General features: G+C 55.3%; 20 protein-coding genes. 9 read left to right on the top strand and 11 right to left on the bottom strand.

Annotation, left to right across the window (positions count from 1 at the left end; all coding sequences use genetic code 11):
* Positions 1-56 precede the first annotated feature (56 nt).
* The 9 genes from J2I48_RS13240 to J2I48_RS13280 form a co-directional block, all read right to left on the bottom strand.
* On the bottom strand, positions 57-905 hold the full coding sequence (locus J2I48_RS13240) for an SDR family NAD(P)-dependent oxidoreductase (RefSeq protein WP_207335936.1): 849 nt from the start codon (positions 903-905) through the stop codon (positions 57-59).
* 19 nt (positions 906-924) lie between these two features.
* Positions 925-1,308, bottom strand: coding sequence for a nuclear transport factor 2 family protein (locus J2I48_RS13245; RefSeq protein ID WP_207335937.1), 384 nt, complete (start codon positions 1,306-1,308; stop codon positions 925-927).
* 20 nt (positions 1,309-1,328) lie between these two features.
* Entirely contained in the window at positions 1,329-2,024 is a 696-nt protein-coding gene (locus tag J2I48_RS13250) for a hypothetical protein (protein WP_207335938.1), read from the bottom strand.
* Complete coding sequence (locus J2I48_RS13255) at positions 2,021-2,449, bottom strand: VOC family protein (RefSeq protein ID WP_207335939.1); 429 nt, start codon at positions 2,447-2,449, stop codon at positions 2,021-2,023. The genes J2I48_RS13250 and J2I48_RS13255 overlap by 4 nt, the downstream gene beginning before the upstream one ends.
* Before the next feature lie 28 nt (positions 2,450-2,477).
* Positions 2,478-3,272: an SDR family NAD(P)-dependent oxidoreductase gene (locus J2I48_RS13260; protein ID WP_207335940.1), complete on the bottom strand. Its 795-nt coding sequence runs from the start codon at positions 3,270-3,272 to the stop codon at positions 2,478-2,480.
* A 107-nt stretch (positions 3,273-3,379) separates the two neighbouring features.
* Complete coding sequence (locus tag J2I48_RS13265; RefSeq protein WP_207335941.1) at positions 3,380-4,186, bottom strand: AraC family transcriptional regulator; 807 nt, start codon at positions 4,184-4,186, stop codon at positions 3,380-3,382.
* A 279-nt stretch (positions 4,187-4,465) separates the two neighbouring features.
* A complete protein-coding gene (locus tag J2I48_RS13270; RefSeq protein ID WP_207335942.1) occupies positions 4,466-6,592 on the bottom strand; it encodes a beta-galactosidase in 2,127 nt (708 codons plus the stop codon).
* A gap of 185 nt (positions 6,593-6,777) precedes the next feature.
* The gene (locus J2I48_RS13275; protein WP_207335943.1) at positions 6,778-8,415 is read right to left on the bottom strand and encodes a RagB/SusD family nutrient uptake outer membrane protein; all 1,638 of its coding nucleotides are present in this window, start codon (positions 8,413-8,415) and stop codon (positions 6,778-6,780) included.
* 15 nt (positions 8,416-8,430) lie between these two features.
* Positions 8,431-11,568: a SusC/RagA family TonB-linked outer membrane protein gene (locus J2I48_RS13280; RefSeq protein ID WP_207335944.1), complete on the bottom strand. Its 3,138-nt coding sequence runs from the start codon at positions 11,566-11,568 to the stop codon at positions 8,431-8,433.
* A 171-nt stretch (positions 11,569-11,739) separates the two neighbouring features.
* On the opposite strand from J2I48_RS13280, the gene dgoD reads away from it, so the two are divergent.
* The 4 genes from dgoD to J2I48_RS13300 are packed head-to-tail and all read left to right on the top strand — an operon-like array spanning position 11,740 to position 16,579.
* Complete coding sequence (gene dgoD / locus J2I48_RS13285; protein WP_207335945.1) at positions 11,740-12,909, top strand: galactonate dehydratase; 1,170 nt, start codon at positions 11,740-11,742, stop codon at positions 12,907-12,909.
* Positions 12,910-12,934: 25 nt separating this feature from the next.
* Positions 12,935-13,678 (top strand): FadR/GntR family transcriptional regulator, encoded by a 744-nt coding sequence (locus tag J2I48_RS13290; protein WP_207335946.1) that lies wholly within the window; start codon positions 12,935-12,937, stop codon positions 13,676-13,678.
* 49 nt (positions 13,679-13,727) lie between these two features.
* Positions 13,728-15,719: a galactocerebrosidase gene (locus J2I48_RS13295; protein ID WP_207335947.1), complete on the top strand. Its 1,992-nt coding sequence runs from the start codon at positions 13,728-13,730 to the stop codon at positions 15,717-15,719.
* Positions 15,720-15,730: 11 nt separating this feature from the next.
* A complete protein-coding gene (locus J2I48_RS13300; RefSeq protein WP_207335948.1) occupies positions 15,731-16,579 on the top strand; it encodes an SMP-30/gluconolactonase/LRE family protein in 849 nt (282 codons plus the stop codon).
* Positions 16,580-16,590: 11 nt separating this feature from the next.
* Here the strand turns inward: J2I48_RS13300 and J2I48_RS13305 are convergent, their stop codons facing one another.
* Positions 16,591-17,478, bottom strand: a complete 888-nt coding sequence (locus J2I48_RS13305) for a glycoside hydrolase family 16 protein (protein WP_207335949.1) — start codon at positions 17,476-17,478, stop codon at positions 16,591-16,593.
* A 301-nt stretch (positions 17,479-17,779) separates the two neighbouring features.
* On the opposite strand from J2I48_RS13305, the gene J2I48_RS13310 reads away from it, so the two are divergent.
* The 5 genes from J2I48_RS13310 (at position 17,780) to J2I48_RS13330 (ending at position 20,973) form a co-directional block, all read left to right on the top strand.
* Positions 17,780-18,670, top strand: coding sequence for a helix-turn-helix domain-containing protein (locus tag J2I48_RS13310; RefSeq protein ID WP_207335950.1), 891 nt, complete (start codon positions 17,780-17,782; stop codon positions 18,668-18,670).
* 73 nt (positions 18,671-18,743) lie between these two features.
* Positions 18,744-19,382, top strand: a complete 639-nt coding sequence (locus J2I48_RS13315) for an NAD(P)-dependent oxidoreductase (RefSeq protein ID WP_207335951.1) — start codon at positions 18,744-18,746, stop codon at positions 19,380-19,382.
* A gap of 6 nt (positions 19,383-19,388) precedes the next feature.
* Positions 19,389-19,811, top strand: a complete 423-nt coding sequence (locus J2I48_RS13320; protein ID WP_207335952.1) for a DUF2141 domain-containing protein — start codon at positions 19,389-19,391, stop codon at positions 19,809-19,811.
* A 10-nt stretch (positions 19,812-19,821) separates the two neighbouring features.
* Positions 19,822-20,277 carry a YybH family protein gene (locus J2I48_RS13325; RefSeq protein ID WP_207335953.1) on the top strand — a complete coding sequence of 152 codons (456 nt, stop codon included), beginning with the start codon at positions 19,822-19,824 and terminating at the stop codon, positions 20,275-20,277.
* A 225-nt stretch (positions 20,278-20,502) separates the two neighbouring features.
* Positions 20,503-20,973 (top strand): hypothetical protein, encoded by a 471-nt coding sequence (locus tag J2I48_RS13330; protein WP_207335954.1) that lies wholly within the window; start codon positions 20,503-20,505, stop codon positions 20,971-20,973.
* Between the two features lie 118 nt (positions 20,974-21,091).
* On the opposite strand, the gene J2I48_RS13335 is transcribed toward J2I48_RS13330, so the two are convergent.
* A complete protein-coding gene (locus J2I48_RS13335; protein WP_207335955.1) occupies positions 21,092-22,516 on the bottom strand; it encodes a sugar porter family MFS transporter in 1,425 nt (474 codons plus the stop codon).
* Positions 22,517-22,575 lie beyond the last annotated feature (59 nt).

A 22,575-nucleotide genomic window follows, 5' to 3' on the forward strand; every position in this document is an offset into this window, starting at 1 on the left:
CTAACGTTGATGGAGAACAAACTTGCGGCAATGAGACAGGGAGCGGTCACCGTTACTTACCGCCCTGCCGGGCTGGAATAGACTTCGCCGCCATCCACTAAATACTCGGCTCCAGTGGCGTAAGCGGCCATATCGCTGGCCAGAACCAGCACCATCCGGGCGATATCGTCGGGATCACCGAGTCGCCCGGCGGGCATGGCCTGGCTGACCATTTGCCGGGTATCACCGTGGTTAACTCCGTCGAGCAAGTCCATATTTTCTTCCACGCCAGGGGTATCGGTCAGGCCAGGCCCCACGGCCACCACGCGGATGCCGTATTGTCCCCACTCGTTGGCCAAGGCCGCCGTGAGGCCGCGAACGCCCCATTTGCTGGCGATGTAGTGCGGCTGCTTTGGCACCGAATGAAACGCTAAACTCGATGCGATATTGACGATCACGCCTCCGCGTTCTTTCATACGCAAACCTGCCGCCCGGCACCCGTAGAACGTACCCGATAAGTTGGTGCCAATCACGTCCTGCCAGATGGCATCGGTTACATTGAGGGCCGACACAATGGGCTGCAATGTACCGGCATCGTTTACCCAGATGTCAATTTTTCCGAACTCGTTGATGGCCCGTTCGGCAAGCTGCTCTATCTGCGCCGATTGACTAATGTCGGTTGGCTGAGCAACGACACGGCCCGCGTTGGCGGCATTGGCCGAAAGTTGCTGGACGGTCGCGTCGAGTTCTTGGGTGCGTTTGTCGGCTAGAATCAGGTTGGCTCCGGCTTCGGCGAGGCGGTAGGCGATGGCCGCGCCGATACCTCGTGCAGCCCCGGTCACGACCGCCGTGCGGCCCGCTAGCGAGAGCAGATTGGCCAGCGATTTATCGGCCACATTGGGAAACGACTTTGGTTGTGGTTGCATGGCTTGTTGAGTTGGTTTGCTATTGTTTAAGTGGTGTCATGTCCATGTAGAACTGTACCTGCTGCACCTTGTCGCCTACGAGGTCGATGATAGTGACGGCGGGAAGGTTAACGGCCTTACCGTCAGCCTTCCGAACATACTGCGCTTCGGCCCGGCTGATGACCGTGTTCGATTCAGCCCACAGGTGGACGATCTCGTGGTGCATACTATCGATGGTGGCGTAAAACTGCTGCATCGCCTGCCGGATGGCCTCAGTGCCCACAATGGGCGGATCATTACTAAAAATCACGCGCCCATCGGGTTGGAAGTAGATCACGTACTCGTCGGGGTCCATGCGGTCCACCATGCGGAAGAAGTCGTAGCCCCATTGTTCGTTGATGGGCGGATTGGTTGGCGTTGTCATGATTGATTAGTTAAACGTGATTAATTAAACAAATCCACGCGGGCGAAGAGGCCATAGCTGACATACTGCCGTCGTTCGGGTCCATAATTATCGTAATTCAGGCCGAGGCCAATCGTGTAGGGTTTTCGGCCTATGCCTAGTCGCCCAAACACGTAGCTACGGCTGTGGTTAGCGGGGTGTGTCGCTGCATTCAGAAGGCCTTGCAACCGGACGTAGCCACTCAGTCGTTCTGACAATTGGGGCTTATAGTCAACTAGAGCAAATAGTTCCACGTTGCGCTCATCGCGCAAGTCGATACGGGGTAAAAGCACCGCCGACCAGCTAGGTTGCGTGATCACATAGTTCAGCCCCAGTGTAGGCCGAAAGCCGGTTATGTAATTGGTTACGACACCTGGGGCAATGGATAAACCCTTCAGAAGTTCGATGCAGATGTAAGACTGGCTCAAAAACTCGGTTTGCCCACGCTCATTGCCGTAAGAGCCGTTGCTAATCGTCACGTTGAAAAACGCCAGCCTACTAGTTGGCGTGAACGGTTTCCGAATAGTAAGCTGGGTATTCAAATACCGCGTACCAACCAAAACTTCCAATCCAACAGGCGGATTTGGCGGTAAAATCCTGGACGTATCTAGCTGTTTCTGAGCAAACAACGTACCTGTGCGCATCAGCCCGGCCAATAGTAGCACCCGCCAGCTCAGGCGAACGCCGAACCCATTCATGAATGTGCCGAGGGTTGATAAAGCTCAATCAGCACGCGGTTATTGTCGTGAAAAAAAGCGTAACGTGCTCCATTCGAGTTGGGTACGTCGCCAGTGGGCGTCACGAAGGTTACGCCCCGTTGCTCCAGTTCAGCACGGGCCGCATCAACGTTGGCTACCCGCAAACCCATGTGCTTCATGCCACGCACATGAAGGTCGCTGGCAAAATCGGTGCTCGTTGGCGGCACAGGGTCAGCTCCCGTTACCTCGAACAACTCAATTCGCAACTCGCCAAGCCGAACGAAGGCCGCTTTCGTTTTCATCTCCGGCGGAAACTCATACCGAAACTCTTCTGTAAAACCTAATTTCTCTCTGTACCAATTGATGGTTTCATCGAGATCGGATACGGACAATGCCGCATGATGAATGCCCTGTAATGTGTTCATCGTCATCGAGTTTATTTAGTTTAATTTTTTATGAAGCTGTCGTTGCCTGAAGGCCCACCAGGTCACCTGATTTAGCCGTTAGCCCACCCTTTGCACTCCAGCCGCCATCGACTGGTACGTTGATGCCCGTAATGAAGCCCGACTCATCGGAAGCAAGCCACAGTGCGCAATAAGCCACGTCGTCAGGTTTACCAGTACGGTGCAGTAAGGGCCATCCCTCATAAGTCAACCGGAAATTGGGGTCCGCCGCGAGGCCAGCGGCGGTTACCGGCGTATCGATGGGACCGGGCGAAATCGCATTGACCCGGATGTTGTGCGGGGCACCCTCCAGAGCCAATTGCTTCGTCATGGCAATAACGGCTCCTTTACCAGCCGCGTGCCCAATAGACCCAATCCGCTCTGACCCGCGCATCCCCGATACCGAGCCGGTGTTGATGACTGAACCACCACCCCGCGCGATTAGATGGGACCATGCAGCCTGCGTCGGGAAAAAGACCACGTCCTGCTCATGGCGTTGGGCGTAGTGCCAATCGTCGGCACTCATCTCAGCAAAGGGTGCGAAGCGTTCCAGGGCTGCGTTGTTGTACAGTACGTCTATGCCGCCGTAGCGCGACACGGCATAGTCGATCCACTGCCGGGCCTGCACCAGGTCCGTCACATCGAGCGTCAGTGCGTTCATGGTACCACCTGCCTCGGCAATCATCCGGGCCGTTTCGTCGTTCTCAGCCGCTTTGATGTCGCACCCAACAACTGTTGCTCCTTCTTGAGCGAACAGCTTAGCCGCTGCTCGCCCCTGTCCGCCTGCTGTGCCACTGATGAGCACGATTTTGTTGGATAATCTTTTTCCGCTTACCATACAGATTAACTAGCTTGTTTGCTTGTACAACCGATAGCAAACCAGTCTGTTCTTGTACGTTCTTGCGCATTTAGTCAGCGACGGTACTGCCCCGGCGAGAGGCCCACGATGCGATGGAAGTGGCGCGTGAAGTGGCTGTTGTCGAAATAACCCACTTGCTTCGCTACGTCGCCTACGCGGTGCCCGGCCAACAGCAGCGGCTTCGCCCGGTCGATACGTACCTGGTTGAGGTACTGGTGCGGCGCGACTCCGTAGCGGCGCGTAAACAGCCGCACGAAGTGGTATGGACTAAGGCAGGCCACGTCGGCCAACTCCGCCAGTGTTATCGGTACGTGGTATTGGTCGTGGATAAAGTCACGCACCTGCCGGAGGGCCGGATGGTCGTCGGTCCAACGGCGGGGCCGAACGCGGTCGCCGACGTGGTAGTAAAGCAAAGCGGCTTGGAACAGCAGTAGGTACGTTTCGGTGGAGAGGTTGGATGGGGCAAATTGAAGCGAGTCATGGGCAAGGCGTAGCAGCCTCGCCGCAGGCGACAGCCCCTGGATCAACTCAACGAAAAAAGGTTCTTGAACAGGCTGTGGCATCAGGTCGTGGGCCAACGTCTGCAACTGCGTCGGGGGCAGATAAAGCATTCGGAACGACGTAGGTTGGGCAAACTCACCTTTGTAGCCCGGCGCGTGGGCTTCGCCCGAATTGATGATCGTCAGACTTTCAGGAGCAAACGAGTGGGTACCGCCCCGGTAGCGATACTGCCCCCCGGAGCCGCTGTTCAGGCAAACCTGAATTGCCTCGTGGGCGTGCGGCGGCAGGGGCACGATCTGTCCCGGCTCGAACTCATAGCGTTCGAGCACCAACGGCCCGACTGACCATGCTTCTATCATGATTGGCTAGCCGCCTCGGCGGTTAGTGGCTTGTCTGTTGTTTTCATGCCATTGCTGGATAGCCTCACCAACTTACCAGATTACGTATACTCTGCTGGAGTAGTTTGACGTGCTTGTTTGCAGCCAAGACCTGCTTTTTACCTCATTCTATAGCTTTTAATATGAGCAGTCATTCCTCATTCAGCAAACTGGTCAAGCAGAAGACAGCTAGTTCTCCACTTGACTTCAGGAGTTCATTCAACTAGCGGCAGGTACGTTACTTTCCTTACTAGCCAGTTTTTATCTAATCGAACTAACGGCTTCCAGCCATAGCACTTCGTAGGGCTTCATCGTCACCCGTCCAGTTAGCTTACGGCTGTCAACCCGGTTACTCACGGGCCGGGCAAGCAATAGCACCTGCGGCTTGCTGCTGACGTTGATAGCAAACAAGCTGCCGTCCGAACGCGGCACGGTCAGGACCTCGGCGGCTACGGCACGTGCCAGCGACGAATGCCGGAAACCCAGTTGATTCAGCAGAGCGACAAAATCGGTTTCGCCGGGCCAGTTGCCCAGTTTCAACACCCGCCCTTTGCCCAGCTTGCGGAGGTACGCGGCTGGTTTGCCATCCATGATGCTACCCGGCAGGGTGTAGCGGGCCACGACCTGCGCCAACTCGGGCGATGCCTCGTTTCGGGCTTCGAGTACCTCGCAGAAGCCGGTCGGGTCGGTGGCCGTTTGTTTTACTAATGCGCTCCACACCAGGCGATTCGCGGAGTTTTTGCTTACGTCAACGTACCGGATATGAGGCACCAATACGCCCGTGAGTTGCCCCATCGCCCGGTGGAAACCTTCTTTCTGGAAAATGCCGTCGGCGTTCTGGTATTCGCACATCGGCGTGACGATCACCTGCCCGCCCTGCCGCACGTAGGCCTCCAGCGCAGGCAGCAGCCGCGCCCCATCGAGGGTCGAAGCCGCCGGAATGATGAGCAGCTTATACCGGCTCAGGTTCGCCACAGCAGCAGCGCGGTCAGTGCCGATGGCATCCACCCCCACGCCCAGGCGGTGCAACGCGCTAAAGACGTTCAGGAAAATTTGTTCGCCTGTTTTCTCTTTCGTGTGAGGGTATTCGCGCAGCCCTGCCCGCAGCGTGAAGTCGGTCAGTACCGCCACGTCGGCCTGCACGGGATTGTCGATCAGCGTTTTACCCCATTTTTTGTAGAACGTACCCAACTCCTTCACCCAGGCATAGTCGAGGTCGGGTTCGCCATTCCAGTCGATGATGCCGCCCCAGTGCGGCCAGTGGCCGCCGTAGAAACGATTGCCCGACCAGTGCATGAGCGAGGTAGCCCCGAAGGCCGCGGGCTGCATCATCCACATCAGAAACTGGGCGCGTTCGGGGGCGTGGTCCCAGAAGCTCGTGGCCCCCGCCACGCCGATGCGCGTTTCGGTGAGCCAGAAATTGCCCTTTCCCAGCAGCGACCGGTGCCAGTCCATGCTCATCGAGCCAAACTGCCAGAACCCCGTGTTGTCCTGCTTCGGCTGGTAGATGTTCAGCCCCGACAGGTTGAAGGCCTGCTTCGCTGCCGGTACGTCGAACGGACTCAGCATCCGGGTTGTCCAGTCGGTCATGATGACCCCTTTGGTCCCGCCCGCCCGCAGCAGATCGGCCTGTTGCTTGAGGAAATTGGCGATGCTTTCGCCCTCAAATTTGTAATAGGCCAGTTTCAGCAGTGGCAAATCGCTGCCGTCGATGGTTTCGCGGGGTAGGGCCAGGTCCTCGAAGCGGGTTACCTTCAGCCCCCACTCGGTAAAGTGAAGGCGTTCGTTCAACTCGCCGATGGTGTGGTAGTTAGTCCGCAGCCAATCGGTAAAAGCCCGCTGATGGGCCGGGTTGTAGTTGATCTGTTTGGTGGGCTGCTCGATCTCCAGGTCAATCTCATTATCGACCTGCCAGCCCACCACGGCGGGGTGATCGTGAAACTCGGCCACCAACCGGCGCACGAAGGCGTAGACGTATTTTTGGTACACCGGGTGCGACCGGCTGCATACCCGCCGCCCCAACGGGTGAGCTTTGCGCCCGTCTTCAAACTGAAACAGGATCTCCGGGTGTTGCGCCGCCAGCCACTGGGGTGGGTGAAAACTGGCCGTGCCCAAAATGGCTTTTAGGCCCCGCCGGTGCATCTCGTCTAAGTATTCGCGAAGCCAGCCGAAGGTGTAGGTGGTCGAGTCGGGCTGGAGATTGCCCCAGGAGGTTTCCCCTACGCGGATCACATTGATGTTGGCTTGCTGGAAATAATCGAGCAGCTTTTGTTGCTCGGCCTTCGTCTGAAATTCGGGGTATACGCTGGCTCCGTACAGAAACTCGGTCTGCTGCGCTACCGCGAACTGACTTACCAATAAAAGCAGGTAAAAAAAGTAGTTTTTCATACAACTGAGTGTGGCGTCACGGGCAGCTCTCGGTTGAGATGCCGGGGCTAGGTGATTATAGGCAAAAGGGACAGAAAAAATCCGGCTGGTTAAGCAACCAGCCGGAAGTGGCACTACTAACCTATGAAGAAATAGCAGTTCGATTAAGCCAGTTAGGAATCTGACTCAATAGTTAACATAGTGAGTTACCAGCCTGGATTCTGGGCTAAGTTCTTGTTGGCGTCAATGTCACGCTGTGGAATAGGGGCCAGGTACTGCCGTTCCTGCATGGTGCGGGTGCGCACGTTGGGGATGCGGGCAAAGGTCAGCTTACCATCTGTACCCTGGGTGATTTTTATACCCGTAACCGGTTTATTGGAAAGTTCGAGTAACTGCTTCCACCGCCGAACGTCCCAGAAGCGGCTTTCCTCAAAGGCCAGCTCTACCCGCCGCTCGTGCCGGATGGCCGCCCGCATCGCGTCTTTGGTTAAGCCCGTTGCCAATACGGGCATTTTAGCTCGCTGGCGCACCTGATTCACCGCAGTATACACTGAGGCATCCGGCCCGGAAGCTTCATTCTGAGCTTCGGCGTACATGAGCAAAATATCAGCGTATCGGATGAGCGGTTCGGTCAAATCCGAGCCGTCGCCGTAGTCCTGCGCGGGCGACTTCCGAAAGTTGGTTTCGGTTTCCGACGCAAACTTCCGCACAAAATAGCCGGTGGGAATGTTGCCGGAGCCGTCGGCGTTGGGCGTACCTGGCAACACCGTAAATGCACTACCCCGGAAGGGTGCCCCCTGAAACAGAATTGTGGTGTAGAAGCGTAGGTCGCGGTTTTTGTAAGGATCCTGCTCGTTGTAGAGGGGTGATTCGGTGTACGATTTTCCGTCTGTCAGTTCATACTCATCCACCAGATTCTGCGACGGACGCCCCGCGCCCCAGCCACCCGCCGAGGGCGGCATATGCATCTGCAACACACCTGTTCCGTTACCGTCGGCTGCCACATGGTCAACCAGATAAATGTACTCTTTGTCCTGGTTGGCCTTGTTCATAAACAGGGTGTTGAAATCGGGATGCAGCGCATACACGCCCAAGTCCATAACGGCTTTGGCGGCGGCGGCGGCGGCGGCAAAATTACCGGCGTGAAGCAATGCTTTGGTTTTGAAGGCTAGCGCAGCACCCTTTGTGGCCCGGCCTCGCTGATTGGTCAGGGGTAAGTCTTTAGCGGCGGCATCCAGTTCAGAGACAATGAAATTAAGTGTCTCTGCCGATGTGCTTCGGCTCACCTGATTAGCCTCGTCGGTGGTGAGCGTTTTGGTTACAATAGGTACGCCACCGTACCACCGCCAGAGTTCGAAGTAGTACAGCGCACGAACGAATCTGGTTTCTGTGGTCACGCTCGCCACCAGTGTTGCGTCATTGAGCTGGCCGACGTTCTCCAGCAGTTCATTAGCACTTCTAAGGCTGGCGTAGCTGAAAAACCACGGGTTAGCCATCTGCGAGGGCGCATTGTTGGCCGAGAAATTCCCGTTCTCCATCGCCGACACGTTGTACCATGATGTCCAGGCATTGACACCGTCGTCGGTGAATGTGTCGAAGTAAATGGATGACTCTGGACCGTACGTATCTAGCCGACGCTTACCGCCGCGCGTCAGGGGCTGGTATGCTTCGCGATAAAGTGAATACAAGGCCGTTTGCACCGCCTTGGGGTTATTGTAGAGCACCTCTTTCTGCACCGCGTTAGGGTTAGGGGCGTTGAAAAAGTCGGTGTCGTCTTTGCACGAGCCGAAGAGGGCTGATAGGGCAACAAGCACTAAAAGCCGGTTGATATAGCTTGTTTTCATGAGACAATTAGGGGACTAAAACGTGATATTGGCACCGACATTAATAACGCGTTGCTGCGGATAAATGGCCCCGCTGCTGGTTTGTTCGGGGTCAACGATCTTAAACTTCAAGGCCGAGAACGTCAGCAGATTCGACGTGTTAGCGTAAAACCGGATGGCTTGGGCGTGGATTTTCGCGCTCACCGCACGGGGTAGGGTGTAACTGAGCTGCACGTTTTTCAGGCGTAGATAATCGGTATCCTGCACCCAGAAAGTACTTGTCGGGATGAAGTTCCAGGTGCTGTTGGTGGATAGACGCGGAAAGAGCGCGTTGGGGTTGGGGTTGGCGGTTGACCAGTGGTCTTTGGCAATCTCGAGCACGTTGCCGTCCTGCCGGAAGGGGTGCATCAACCAGTTGTCGAGAGCTACCTGCCCGCCCCACGCGCCCTGAAACAAGGTCGTTAGTTCAAAGCCTTTGTAGTTAACGGCCAGATTGAGGCTATAGACGTTGGGGGGCAGGTTGGTGCGCGCAATCTGCGTAACATCGTTGCCGTCAATCTTCTGGTCGCCGTTTAGGTCGCGGTAGCGAATGTCGCCTGGTTTTACGTTTTTATACTGGGCAATGTTTGTTCCGAAAAACGTGTTGATTTCCTCTTGTGTCCCAAACAATCCGTCGGCAATGTAGCCATCGCTTGTAAACAGCGCCCGGCCTGCCTGCCGCCGAAGCGGATTAATGTTGGCGGGTTCGGCCCGGTCAATGATCTTGTTCACTGCCCGCGTGAAGTTAGCCCGTGCGTTGAACGTCAGGTCTTTACCGAACTGTTTCTGGTAGCCCAGGCTCACCTCAAAACCCTGATTCTGGGTTTGGCCAATGTTCTCAGCAGGTAGCGAACCGCCGAATACGGTGGCCACTGCCTGCGACCGATTGGTGAGAATGTCGGACCGGCGTTCGTAGAAATAATCGGCCTCTACGCTCAGGCCGCGCCCGAACCGGGCTTCAAAACCCACGTCGGTTTTAGTCGAATTTTCCCAGGTAACAAACGGGTTGGCCGTTACGCCCGGCACGATGTAGCCCTGCGTCTTTCCATCTATTACGGCCCCGTTTGACCCCAAATTATACAACTGCGTATACTGGTAGCCGTTAATACGGTCGTTGCCCAGTTTCCCCCATGAGCCGCGAATTTTCAGGAAATCAAGAAAACTCGCGCCTTTCATAAACGATTCTTCGCTCACAACCCAGCCCGCCGACACTGCCGGGAAGAAGCCGTAACGGTAGCCCGGCCCAAAAATATTGGAGCCATCGTAGCGGAAACTGCCTTCCAGCAAGTACCGATTGTTGTAGCCGTAGGTGGCCCGACCCACTAGACTTTGCCGCCGGATGGGGTTGGTTTGTTGCTCGTTGCCGCTGTTGGATACCGATGCCACAGGGCCAGATCCGGCAAAAATCGTCTCAATCACCGGCAGAATGTAGCCGCTACGACTGGCATTCAGGTACGAACCGCCCTCTTGAATCCGGTTTACCACAAACAGTCCGCCCACGTCGTGTTTTCCGAACGAATGGCTGTAGTTCGCCTGGGCTTCAAGCGTCAGCTTCGAGACATCCACCAAAATTTCGCGCAGTTGGGGGTCGCTAGGCTTAGTCAGTTTATAGGTTACCAAGCCCGCATTGTCGCGCGAGGCGGTGTAGAGTTGCTGCAAGTTGCTCCACTCTTTGTTGCGGTCGAACGACACATCGTAGGCGGCGATGCCACGCACTGACAGGCCCGGAATCATCGGAATCTCCTGCCGAATATCGAGCCGGGCAAACAGGTTATTACGCGATTCGCGCTGGTAGCCACCCTCGCGGATGTTGGCCAGGTCGTTGCGCGTAAACCGCCCTGCCGAATACAGCCCGTTGGGGAAAATAGCCGGAATGGTGGCTGGCTCGCGGAACACGTCGGAAAACGAGCCAAACCGTTTCTCATTCTTCTGCAATGTACCCGTTACATCGAGCGATACGCGGGTGGTGTTGGTCACGCGGGCGTCAATGTTCGAGCGGACGTTGTAGCGATCAAGGCCGATGCCTTTTGCTAACAGGTTTTGCTGGTTCAGATAATTGACCGACAGTAGGTATTGGACCTTCTCGGTACCACCGTTGACGGTGAGGTTATGCTGCGTAATCGGGGCCGATTTGCCATAGAGGAGATCCACCCAGTCGGTGTTGGGGTAAAAAATAGGGTCCGACCCGTCGCGAAATTTGGTAATCTCGTCGTCGGTGTAGCGCACCGTCTGTCCGTCGTTGACCCGCGCTTCGTTGTAGAGCGTGGCAAAGTCAGCCGAGTTGACAAACTTAGGTAGTTGCGTTGGAGTCTGTGTACCAAAATTGGCCGTGTATGAAAACGACGTTTTGCCCGCCACACCGCGCCTAGTTGTTACCAAAATAACGCCGTTGGCCGACCGCGCGCCGAACACGGCAGCAGCAGCAGCGTCTTTCAGCACTGAGATCGACTCGATGTCGCTGGGAGTAAGTCTGTTGAAGGCGTTGGCATCACGTGGAATTCCATCAATGACGTAGAGCGGATCATTGCTCGATGAGAACGAGGCCAGGCCTCGCACAAAAATTCGGGTCTGATCGTCGCCGGGTTGTCCCTGATCCTGCACAAATAGTACCCCGTTTACCCGCCCGGCAATCAGGTTCGATACGTTGGCCGCTGGCGAGATGGTCAGCTCCTTTGTTTTTACCGTCGAAACAGCAGCCGTGAGGGCGTCTTTACGTTGGGCACCGTAGCCCAGCACCACTACTTCATTCAGGCTGCGACTATCGTCGGCCAAGCGCACGTCTATGGTCGCTCGTCCGTCTACCACAATCTCTTGGGTGGCGTAGCCGAGCAGTGACACCACCAGCGTAGGCGTAGTACCGGCATCATCAACAGACAGTGAGTAGCGACCTTCGGCGTCGGTGCTGGTACCTCGTTGGGTACCCTTCACCACAATGTTGGCCCCGGCCAGCCGGTTGCCAGTTGCATCCGAAATCGTTCCTGACACCCGGATTGGGATGGTGGCTACCGTTGGCGGGATGTACCCACGGGACGTAAAAGCAAATACCGGCCCCAACAACAGGGCCAGCAGAGCAATCCGAATCCAGCCGAAAACAGACGGGCGGGCGGAGTGATGACAGGGAGTAGTCTTGTTCATAAGCGGGGTAACTAGGCAAGATGATCTATTTAAAATGAAACTCAGTATGGGATTAGCCATGTAATAAGTGGTGCAAGTATAATTATTAAATCCTACTTAATAATTATTTCATCATTTTTCTTTTTAAGTTTGGCAGAGCAAACCAACTCACCCCTCCCTCTCGTAACCTCTATGCGGATCACTGACATCAAAACGCTCGTCGTTAACGCCCACCTGCGCAACTGGATCTTTGTTAAAGTGGAGACTGATCAGGGCCTGTATGGCTGGGGCGAAGCCACGCTGGAATGGAAGACGCGGGCAGTGGTGGGTGCCATCAATGACCTCAAGCCGCTGCTCATCGGCGAAGATGCCCGCGATATCACACGGCTCTCGGAGATTATGACCAAGCATAGTTTCTGGCAACTGGGCGTAATCGGCAAAACGGCCATCAGTGGCATCGACATTGCCTTATGGGATATTCGCGGCAAGGCCCTGGGCGAACCCGTCTGGCGGCTGCTGGGTGGTAAAACCCACGACAAAATCAAGCTCTATACTCATCTGGGCCTCGGCGAATCAACGGCGGTCTATGACAGCCTGGAGACCAACCGGGTCATTGAGCAGGCATTGGAAGTAATTGAGACGGGTTATCGGGCGTTGAAAGTGGTGTTCATCCCCTACATCAATTACACGGCTTCGCTTCGGGAAGTGAAGCACGTAGAAAACATGATGGGTCGCCTGCGCGAAGCTGTTGGCAACGACATCGACATCATGGTCGATTTCCACGGGCGACCCGGCTCTGCATCGGCGGCGGTGCAGTTTATTAAGGCTCTCGAACCCGCCCACCCGCTGTTTGTGGAAGAGGTCATTCAGCCCGGCGACCCCATGGCCATGCGCGATATTCGAAACAAGATTCTCTGCCCTCTGGCTACCGGCGAACGGCTGACGTCTGCCGCCGAATTTGAGAAATACTTCATGCTCCGGGCTATCGACGTGGCCCAGCCCGACCTGTGCCACTGCGGCGGCTTCACCGAAGCCATGCGCATTGGGGCGATGGCGGCGGTGGCGGGCATTGGTATTGCTCCTCATAACCCCCTGGGGCCGATTGCAGGGGTGGCGGCTCTACACTACGACATTGCCACGCCCAATTTCATCATCCAGGAGCGGATGGAAGTAGTACCTTGGTTTCACGACGTGATCGACGGGCACCCAGACCTTCGTAATGGTTATTGGCTATTGCCGGAAGAGCCGGGACTGGGCATTGAGATCAACGAGGATGTGGCCGCTCAGCATCCTTACAAACAGGAACCGACTAACGTTATTCAGGCGGCTACCATTTCCGACGGAACCATTGTACATTGGTAGGTACGTATCAGGGTTGTAAACAGGCATGGAAGAATCTAAAACAGGGTTAGTTGATCAGCCGGAGGTCGAACTGGATACCCGGCGGGGTGGCCTGCACGAGGTAGTCCTGAACGGCATTGGCCAAGCGATTGTGGTGGGGGAGTACCCCGTCGGTGAGGTGTTGCCCCACGAAACGCTGCTGGGTGCAAAATATGGCATTGGCCGAAACCTGCTGCGTGAAGTGTATAAGGTATTGGCCGCCAAAGGGTTGATTACATCTGTGCGGAAGGCAGGCACCATTGTTCAGCCCGTGGAGTCATGGGATTTGTTCGATCCTCAACTGATCCGGTGGGCGGTAGGCACGCCTTTGTTAAATCAGATTGTGCATAGTCTGGGTGAAGCCCGCTTGGTGATCGAACCCGAAGCAGCCTACCGGGCTGCCCAGCGAGCTACGGGTAAAGACATTTACCAGATTGAGGAAGCGTTGGCCACGATGGCTACGGGAGACCCCAACGCGGATTCATTTTTCACAGCTGACCTGTCCTTCCACCTAGCCGTGATTCGGGCGAGTCATAACCCACTGTGGTTCAAGTTTGGCAGGTTGCTCTCCGAAGCGTTCATGCAGTCTTTCCGCCACAGTCACGACGCTGCCGACGTGGAGCATACCATTGCCATCCACGCAAACGTACTGGAATGCATTCGGCTCCGAAACGCCGACGAAGCCCGCGAGGCCATGAAAGCACTGCTCGGCCACGCCGAAGCGGTGCTCCGGCTGCGGGGAATAGATTGACCATCGTCTCTTGACCCTCAGTCACTAAGCGTGGGGGTACGTTTTCTACATGCGAAAAAAAATTACGTTGCGTCTGGCTGCGCTGACCTTGCTAACGGGGCAGGCGTTGGCTCAATCATCGGTTATCTCGGTCGATTTGTCGTCGCCGGGCAGGGTTTACGAAGGTATTGGAGGCCTGAGCGCTGGGGCATCGTCGCGCCTATTAGCCGATTACCCCGAACCCCAAAAAAGTCAGGTGCTCGACCTGCTCTTCAAACCCAACTTCGGGGCCAGCCTGAACCACCTAAAAGTCGAGATTGGCGGGGACGTCAACTCCACCGACGGCACTGAACCCAGCCACGCGCATTCGTATGACGAGTGGCTACATCCCAAACCGGCTTACTTCCAACGGGGCTATGAGTGGATGTTGCTGCGCGGAGCGAAGAAACGTAACCCCGCCATCAAGCTCGATTGCTTGGCCTGGGGCGTACCCGGCTGGATAGGGGAGGGACGGTACTACAGTCAGCAGAACGCCGACTACCTGACCTCGTTCATCAAAGGAGCCAGGCAACACCACAACCTCACCTTCGACTACACGGGTATCTGGAACGAACGGGCCTACGATACGAACTGGATCAAAATCCTTCGTAAAACGCTAAATCAGAGCGGTCTTGATAGCGTCAAGATCGTTGCCGGGGATGTCTTTGATTTTAAGATCGCCGAGCAATGCGCTGCCGACCAGGAGTTGGATAAGGCGGTACAGGCTTATGGCGTTCATTACAACGAAAACTACCCCAACTCAGCACAGATGCCCAATGCCTGGGCACAGATGCAGTGGAAAGACAACCCCTTCGGCAGTTCGCCCCAAGCCAAGCAGTCGGGTAAGCCGCTGTACTATTCGGAAGGTGGCCCCTGGCGGGGCGACTGGGCGGGGGCGCGGCTGCTGGGGCAGATTTTTAACCGCGAATACCTCAACGGGCGTATCACCCGGAGCATTATCTGGAGCCTCGTTACATCGTACTACGATAACCTGTCGCTGCCCAATTCGGGCCTCTTTATTGCCAAGACGCCCTGGTCGGGTCACTACGAGGTGCAACCCGCCGTCTGGATCGTGGCCCACACCACGCAGTTTGCGCATCCCGGCTGGCAGTACCTCGACCGGTCGTCGGGCTACCTACCGGCGGGGGGAAGTTACGTGACCCTGCGCAGCCCCGACAGCCACGATGTGAGCATGGTGCTGGAAACATTCGAGGCTAACAAGCCCGAAGCCGTGACGATTCAACTGCCCCGGTTAGCCGACCGAAAGACGGTTACCATCTGGCGCAGTCAGGTAGGCGGTGATGAGTTTGTGCGGTGGAAAACGCTTCCCTATAAGTCGATAATCACGTTCCAGGCCGATACCGCGTCGATTTACACGATTACGACCACCACGGGGCAGCAGAAAGGTAGCTTCGCCAACGTACCTGCCGACAAACCCTTTCCGCTGCCGTACCAGACCGATTTTGAGGCCGATTCCATCGGTCAGATGCCACGCTACCTGGCCGACCAGGGTGGGAGCTTTGAGGTCGTGCCCCGCCTTGGTGATGACGGCAAGACTACCGCTGGGCACGCCATCCGGCAGCTGGTGCGTCAGCGGGGTATCGAGTGGGAAACCGGCGATGATGCCCACCCCGCCACCATTGTTGGCGACACCACCTGGACCGACTATACCATCCGGGTCGATGGTCGCCTGGCCGAAAACACAGGTACGTTAACCCTGGGTGGCCGCATCATCGACACCCACCGGGGCATAGCCCCGTTTGAAGGGTATTGGCTCCGCTTTACGCGCTCAAAGTGGGAATTGTATGCCGGTGCTCGTAAACTTAAAGATGGTGATTCGTATCGGCTGTACCCGTTCGGATGGCATACGTACCAACTACAGTTTCGGAGCAACACCATAACGGGTTCCGTCGATGGTAGGCCGCTCTTTACGGTAGAGGACACCCGCTATAAGCGGGGCATGGTGAGTTTGGGTAGCGGCTACAACCTCGCCGAGTTTGATAACCTGAGCATCAACCCATAACACCCGCGTTTATGCAGATCAGCACCTTCTGGCAAGGCAATAACCAATTGGGCGAGGGACCTTATTGGGATCAGGCGAACCGCTGCCTATGGTGGGTCGATATTTTGGGCAAAACCATCTTTCGGGCCACCGAAAGGGGCGATGCTGTGCAACAATGGCTTGTACCAGAACTGGTTGGTTTTGCCCTGCCTCGCCCCGACGGCACGCATTGGTTGGGTTACCAGTCGGGTCTGCACGTTGGGAAGCTACACCCCGACGGCACCCTCACAACCACCCGCGTCGATGCATTCACGGACCATGCTGATCGGCTGCGTTTTAACGACGGCTGCGTAGATAGCGCAGGCAATCTGTACGCCACCACGATGGACATGCAGGGCACGGAACCGCTGGGCACGTTGCGCCGGTATGCCTACTCCACGAACGCCATGACGGTGCTATCAACGGGGTACGTAGTCGGTAATGGCCCGGCCCTCAGCCTCGATGAGTCGGTGCTGTACATGGTGGAAACCATCGGCCACGCCAAGCGGCCCAAAGCCGTTTACGCCGCCCAACTCACCCAACAAGGCCTGACCCCTGATCGGCTCATTATCGTGTGGCCCGATGCCGATACGTACCCGGATGGCGTTTGTACGGATCAGGCCGGAAACCTGTGGGTCGGCGAGTGGGGCGGGACCACCCTGCGTCAATTCTTGCCGGATGGTATGTTGCTACACGCGATTGCCCTGCCGGTGATGAACCCCACCAAAGTAGCGATTGACCCCCGCACCAACGGCCTGCTGGTCACGACTGCGCGGGTGGGTTTGACGACGGAACAACTGGCTACGTACCCGCTGACGGGGAGCGTTCTGCTGGTCGGTTAACACTGCCCCCATTACTTCTTCTTCCAGACCCGTACCCAGTCGAATTGGGTTTTGGCGGGGTACGTACCAGCGGTGGGATTGCCAAACCACTCGCCGTTGTCGCGGCGGATTTCGTCGGAGAGGAGTACGAACAGAGGTTCGTCCGGTACGTTGACGTTGTTGGTGATGCGCCGGGTTTCTTTGCCGTCTACGTACCAGACCAGCTTGTTGGCTTCCCATAGCAGGCCGTAGGTGTGGTAGGCATCGTTAAAGTTGCTGATGCCCACGTCCGTGTTTTTGATCGTGCCATCGCTTTTAAATACATCGTTGGGACCGGCGTGGAGCGACTGCCCGCAGAGCTTACCGGCATACCCCCCCGGAATCTCGGCGATGTCAATTTCGGGGGGCCATCCGTTCATGGCTGCCAGCCAGAACGCGGGGTCATTACCCGGGGTGGACGTGGGTTTCATGCGCACTTCAAAATAACCGTACTGCTGATTAAACCGCCCTCCCGCGCTCGTCACTACGCCCGACGAGAACGCGTATTCTTTCTTGTCCCAGTCGATGTAATTCTGCTGCTTGGTCTCCAGCGTCAGGTTGCCATCGGCCACCGACACGTTGGGTGCGAGGTACACGGCTTCGTAACGACCGTTGAAAAAACAGGTGGAATTACCGTTCTGGCAGGGCCATTCAGGCCGCCATCGGCTGTCGTCGAGGCTTTTGTCGAACGATTCATCTAGGGTCAACTCCCAGGCAGTTGACTGGCTAGCCGGCGTTGTTTCGGGGCCGCTGTTCACAACTACCAGTGGTTTAACGGGCGTGGGTGGCACCACTAGAGCCGGGTCGGGCTTTGAGCAGGCGGTAACAATGAATAGGCCTACCAGTAGTGCCGATGGCCGTAGTTGGTTGAGCAGTATCATGTCATAACGTTGCTTTTGTAGAACGATCGATTCTAATTCCTTCAGCGTTTACCATTCGTTTCGGGTACGTTCGCCACACAAAGCAGAAGCTAATAGTATTCAGGCCCGCAAACAGGAGAAAATTAATAACAGGACTGAGCCTGAGCAGCGAGGGCGAGACAAGCCCCGCTAAAAACATAGATAGCCATAGCACACCCGAACAAAGTAACAGCGGCTTGTATGCAGTTTCAAACGATTATTCGCAATTAATTACTTATATTTTTAACATGTCAACATGTCAATTGGTAGCTTGCCCTCTATTATGACATCGCTTATTCAACATGTAACCCCCGATACGTTTCAGCAGGCCTATATTCGACAACCGTTTGGTGAGGGTGATTCGGTAAATTACTTTCAAATTGTTCGAGTTGAAGACGTAGCTTCTCGGTTACTGGTGCCGACTCTGTTACACCGAACGACCTACAATTATTTCGTCTTGCTGACCAACGGCCAGGGGCGGCAGCTTCACAATCTGGATGAGATCACCATTGGACCGGGGGCTATGCTACTGGTTCATGTGGATACGATCACCGCAATTAAGCAGATTGACGAAGACGTTCGGGGCTTCTTTGTGGGTTTTGACAGTCGGTTCGTTCAGCAGTTACTAACACCCGTTCAAATGGAGCAGTGGTATAGTTTACCGGCTTGTTTACCACTAAGTGCGGTTGAACAAACCTGGTGCGTTGCGCTTTGTGAATTATTGATACAGGAAAAGGCTTTGCCGACCAATAAGCCCACTGGTGCCGCCCGCCACCTGTTAGCGGCTTTCGTTTCTAAACTGCTCGACAAAGCGCAGGATTCGTCACAGGATGTGAATCGGCAGCAGATCGTAACCACTCAGTTTAAGCGGCTACTCAACCAGCATTGCTACCAACAGCACGGGCTACCTTTCTATACCGATCAGTTAGCTATATCGGAAAATTATTTGTTTAGGTGCGTGAAGCAAACAACGGGAAAGTCGCCTAAAACACTGTTACTTGAGACGTTGGTACTCTATGCAATGGTACAACTACAAGATACGACGCTCGATGTAAGTCAGATCGCCGACGCTCTAGGCATCACTGATGTGTCGTACTTTGGGCGGCTTTTTCGGCAGCATACCCACATGACCCCAACCGAGTATCGCCGAACGGCTCGGCAGGATTTGTCTTGATCTTGTCCGGTTTACTCCTAACAGAAAGGGGATTTGTCTAATCAATTTTGCGTCGTTAACATCTCAAGAGACGATGCACGTTTTCATCTTCGGCGCAACCGGACCGACTGGACAACTGGTTTTAAGTAATCTGCTACAGGCAGGCCACCAAGTAACCGCTTTAGCGCGTAATCCGGCCAAGTTAGTGGCTCCTGATTCGCCCCGTTTCCAGCGACTACAGGGCGACGTAATGGATCCTCTCACTTATCAGGAGCAGCTAAGGGGGATAGACGTTGTTGTCTCCTTACTTGGCACGGGCAGCAGTACCAAACCCACCAGGATCTACTCAGCCGGTGGGCAGGCCATTGTGCAAGCCATGCGACAGGCAGATGTCAAGAAACTCATCACCATTACATCAGGCGGGGTACAGGAAGACGACCCCACGATTCAACGGAGTTTCTTCTACAAATACGTTGGGCTGTGGTGGCTACGTCACATCTACGCTGATATGAAACGGTGGGAAGCCCTGCTAAGCCAAAGCATAGACGTTGACTGGATCTGTGTTCGTCCGACCTACCTGGTTAACGGCCCGCTGACGGGGGTGTACCGTGTTCGGGAGACGTACTCCCCGGAAGGCGGCTGGAAGATTTCGCGGACTGATTTGGCCGACTTCATCACGAAGCAAATAGCCAGTTCGCAATACATTCACAAAAAGCCAGTGATCGGCTACTAACCGCCTATGAACGCCTATCTGATTGGTTGGCATTTGCTGTTGTGGTCACTAATGACATCGGCACAGTCGGCGAAGGTACGGATCGACGTTACCGGCGTAGCGGTTGGCAAAGGGCCGGTGGTCGTCAATATCTATGATTCCGCCGACCACTTCTTCAAACAAGCCGCTTACACGAAGACGGTTAACGATGCCCAGTCCACGGTAACCGTGCTGTTTGACCTGCCAGCAGGACGATACGCCCTTTCGGTGTACCAGGACACGAACAACAATAAGCGGCTTGACCAGGGATGGTTTAACGTTCCGACAGAGCCGGTTGGTTTTGGCAACAATTTTCGTCCGCGTCTGTCAGCCCCCCGCTTTGAGGATTGCGCCGTTCTAGTAAACAATGACGATAACCAGTTTACAGTCAACCTATTCAAAGTTTTTTAACCCAAACAGTATGAATTACACCAGCCAGCTATCACAACCCGATACAGAGCAGACTCTACGGTTGCTGGAGCAATTTGTAACCCTTTGGAACGCTAAAGATGCCGATGCATTTGGCCAGATTTTTACCGAAAACGCCGAGTTTACCGATATCGTTGGGCAAACGGCGTTAGGTCGCCGGGCACTTATTGAACAGCACCGTTATCCCTTTGCCGTGGTCAATAAAGAAGCGGTATTAGCCATGCAGGATTTATACATCCGTCCGCTCAGTGACGAGTTAGTGTTGGTAACGGCCCAGTGGTCCTGCGAGAACAGTACGACCCCCACTGGTCAGGTATTACCCACTCGGCATGGGGTAGTTCAACTTGTTTGTCAGCGCGACGAAGCCGGTACGTGGTTGATTCGACTAGTTCACAATACGGATACGAATCTGATGTACGAGCGTCAGGAACGCTTCATCAAGAAGTAGCATGATTGCCGTGTTTAGAACCAGTTTGCAAACCCAGCAGGACGTAAGCAAGCTGGCTCAGTGGCTCACCTCAGTACACGAGCTTACTCGCTGGAATGTAGACTTGGAGGATTGTGATAAGGTGCTACGGCTTGAGGGGAACGGGGTTGACACCAATCAAGTGCAGAACCTGGTTCGACGAGCGGGCTTTACCTGTGAAGAATTACCCGACTAAACAGTAACAATATGCAATCAACAGCCGCCCCTGGCCTATCAGCATGGGTAACCGTGCTCAGAATCGCTTTAGGCTTCTACATATACGGGGCCACCGTTATCGAGGTATTTGTTTACTACCCAAGCTGGAAGTACATCACTGGCGGTTGGGTAAATTTCAAGGTTTCTATTGATCAACTCATCATTCCTCTTTATGTCGTACCGACGTTCTTAGCCTTCATTCCGGCCATCCTGATGTTCTGGTTTCGCCCGATTGTGGTTCCGCGTTGGATGGTGTGGGCTTCATTAGTCTTGATGATTATTCCAACCGTCTCCACGCTGTGGATTCAATTACCGATTCAATTCGACTTAGAGAAAGGTTTTGACCAGGCAGCTTACGAGCGATTACGCAACACTGATCTAATCTACCGCCAGATAGCGGCCTTCGTGGGCGTTATACTCAACGGATGGATGTTTATACGCCTGTTCGGCAACAAGCAGTAATGAGCCCAAAGCAGAAAACTAGACCGTCAGGCCAATCCATTCGCAAGAGTTAACCAGACGTTGTGTTGTTCAGAGAGTGGCTTTATAATTAGTACAACGTGAGATAAGAGGGTTATTTTTAGGTGGTAGCTCTTATCTCACCTAAATGCTTACCTGCTACAATCGATTCCAATTCTTCCAGCGTCTTGCCCTTCGTTTCGGGTACATATCGCCACACGAAGCCAAAGCCGATGATATTCAGGCCCGCAAACAGGAGAAAATTAATAACAGGACTGAGCCTGAGCAGCGAGGGCGAGACAAGCACCACTAAAAACGTGGATAGCCACAGCACGCCTGAACAGAGTGACAAGGCTTTACCCCGCACTGACAGGGGGAACAACTCTGACAGCAGCACCCACACTACCGGTCCCAGCGTAAAGGCGAACGTACCGATGTAAACCATCACGAACAGCAGCACCAGCCGCCCATCGACGGTATCGTTGCTAAACGACCAGGCCAGCAACAGCAGCGATACGGCCATCAGGAACGTACCCACCAGCATTAGCCGCCGCCGCCCCAGCCGGTCGATAAGCACGATGGCCAGCACGGTAAACACCAGAAACACCAGCATTACAAACACAGCATTGAGCAGGCCATCCTTAATACTGATACCCGCCTTCTCGAAGATGAGTTGCAGGTAGCCCGTCACGTTGTTAGCTCCGCAAAATTGTTGCAACACGGCCAGCCCAATACCCACCAGCAGCACCGGTAACACGACCGGACTACCCAAGGCCTTCCACGTTCCCAGCCGTAAGACCGCTGCCGACTCGCTTTGCGGCATGGCTGATTGGATATCAGCGAGTTCAATACGTATCTGTGTTTCTGGCATCAACTTCCTCAGCACCTGGATTGCAGCGTCGGTACGGCCCATTTTCACCAGCCAGCGGGGGCTTTCGGGAATGAGCAGCAAGGCCAGCACAAACACCACCGACGGCAACAGGGCTGACCCGAACATCCATCGCCAGCTATCAAGCTGCGCAGGGTCGCCGAAAGCGTAGCAGGCCAGCGTTGCCGCCAGAATCCCCGCGATGATCGTGAATTGATTCAGGGCCACCAACCGCCCCCGGATGGCCGCCGGTGCCAATTCGGCAATGTACATCGGCGACAGCACCGAGGCCGCCCCCACGCCGATACCCTGCGCCAGTCGCCAGCCCGCAATCGACAACGGACCCGTTGCTAGGGCCACGCCGACGGTGCTGACCAAAAACGACAGGGCCGTGAGTTGCAACGATTTCTTGCGGCCCAGCCGGTCGGCCATATCCGCGGTGAGGAACGTACCTACCATACAGCCAATCTCAAAAATGGCCACCACCCACCCCAGCGCGAACCCATCGAGTGCGAATTGCCGCTTGATGAAGGGGATCACGCCCGTGATGACACCCAGGTCGAACCCGAACATGAAGCCACCCAACGAAGCAATGAGGCTGACCGTCAGCACAAACGAACGGTTGTACGATGAAGACCGGATAGCACTGGACGTGGTTGGCTGAACGGAAGAAGCCATAAAGGAAAAGTTGAGATTGATATGACGGAACAGCCGACAAGATCGTGGCTTTCAATTTT

This window comes from Fibrella aquatilis (assembly GCF_017353255.1).
GTDB lineage: Bacteria > Bacteroidota > Bacteroidia > Cytophagales > Spirosomataceae > Fibrella > Fibrella aquatilis.

Coding starts and splice junctions, on each gene's coding strand:
- J2I48_RS13280 (WP_207335944.1), bottom strand. CDS start 11,568: ATGAACAAGACTACTCCCTGTCATCACTCCGCCCGCCCGTCTGTTTTC.
- J2I48_RS13245 (WP_207335937.1), bottom strand. CDS start 1,308: ATGACAACGCCAACCAATCCGCCCATCAACGAACAATGGGGCTACGAC.
- J2I48_RS13330 (WP_207335954.1), top strand. CDS start 20,503: ATGCAATCAACAGCCGCCCCTGGCCTATCAGCATGGGTAACCGTGCTC.
- J2I48_RS13315 (WP_207335951.1), top strand. CDS start 18,744: ATGCACGTTTTCATCTTCGGCGCAACCGGACCGACTGGACAACTGGTT.
- J2I48_RS13295 (WP_207335947.1), top strand. CDS start 13,728: ATGCGAAAAAAAATTACGTTGCGTCTGGCTGCGCTGACCTTGCTAACG.
- J2I48_RS13305 (WP_207335949.1), bottom strand. CDS start 17,478: ATGATACTGCTCAACCAACTACGGCCATCGGCACTACTGGTAGGCCTA.
- J2I48_RS13240 (WP_207335936.1), bottom strand. CDS start 905: ATGCAACCACAACCAAAGTCGTTTCCCAATGTGGCCGATAAATCGCTG.
- J2I48_RS13325 (WP_207335953.1), top strand. CDS start 19,822: ATGAATTACACCAGCCAGCTATCACAACCCGATACAGAGCAGACTCTA.
- J2I48_RS13265 (WP_207335941.1), bottom strand. CDS start 4,186: ATGATAGAAGCATGGTCAGTCGGGCCGTTGGTGCTCGAACGCTATGAG.
- J2I48_RS13320 (WP_207335952.1), top strand. CDS start 19,389: ATGAACGCCTATCTGATTGGTTGGCATTTGCTGTTGTGGTCACTAATG.
- dgoD (WP_207335945.1), top strand. CDS start 11,740: ATGCGGATCACTGACATCAAAACGCTCGTCGTTAACGCCCACCTGCGC.
- J2I48_RS13250 (WP_207335938.1), bottom strand. CDS start 2,024: ATGAATGGGTTCGGCGTTCGCCTGAGCTGGCGGGTGCTACTATTGGCC.
- J2I48_RS13300 (WP_207335948.1), top strand. CDS start 15,731: ATGCAGATCAGCACCTTCTGGCAAGGCAATAACCAATTGGGCGAGGGA.
- J2I48_RS13270 (WP_207335942.1), bottom strand. CDS start 6,592: ATGAAAAACTACTTTTTTTACCTGCTTTTATTGGTAAGTCAGTTCGCG.
- J2I48_RS13290 (WP_207335946.1), top strand. CDS start 12,935: ATGGAAGAATCTAAAACAGGGTTAGTTGATCAGCCGGAGGTCGAACTG.
- J2I48_RS13255 (WP_207335939.1), bottom strand. CDS start 2,449: ATGAACACATTACAGGGCATTCATCATGCGGCATTGTCCGTATCCGAT.
- J2I48_RS13275 (WP_207335943.1), bottom strand. CDS start 8,415: ATGAAAACAAGCTATATCAACCGGCTTTTAGTGCTTGTTGCCCTATCA.
- J2I48_RS13335 (WP_207335955.1), bottom strand. CDS start 22,516: ATGGCTTCTTCCGTTCAGCCAACCACGTCCAGTGCTATCCGGTCTTCA.
- J2I48_RS13310 (WP_207335950.1), top strand. CDS start 17,780: ATGACATCGCTTATTCAACATGTAACCCCCGATACGTTTCAGCAGGCC.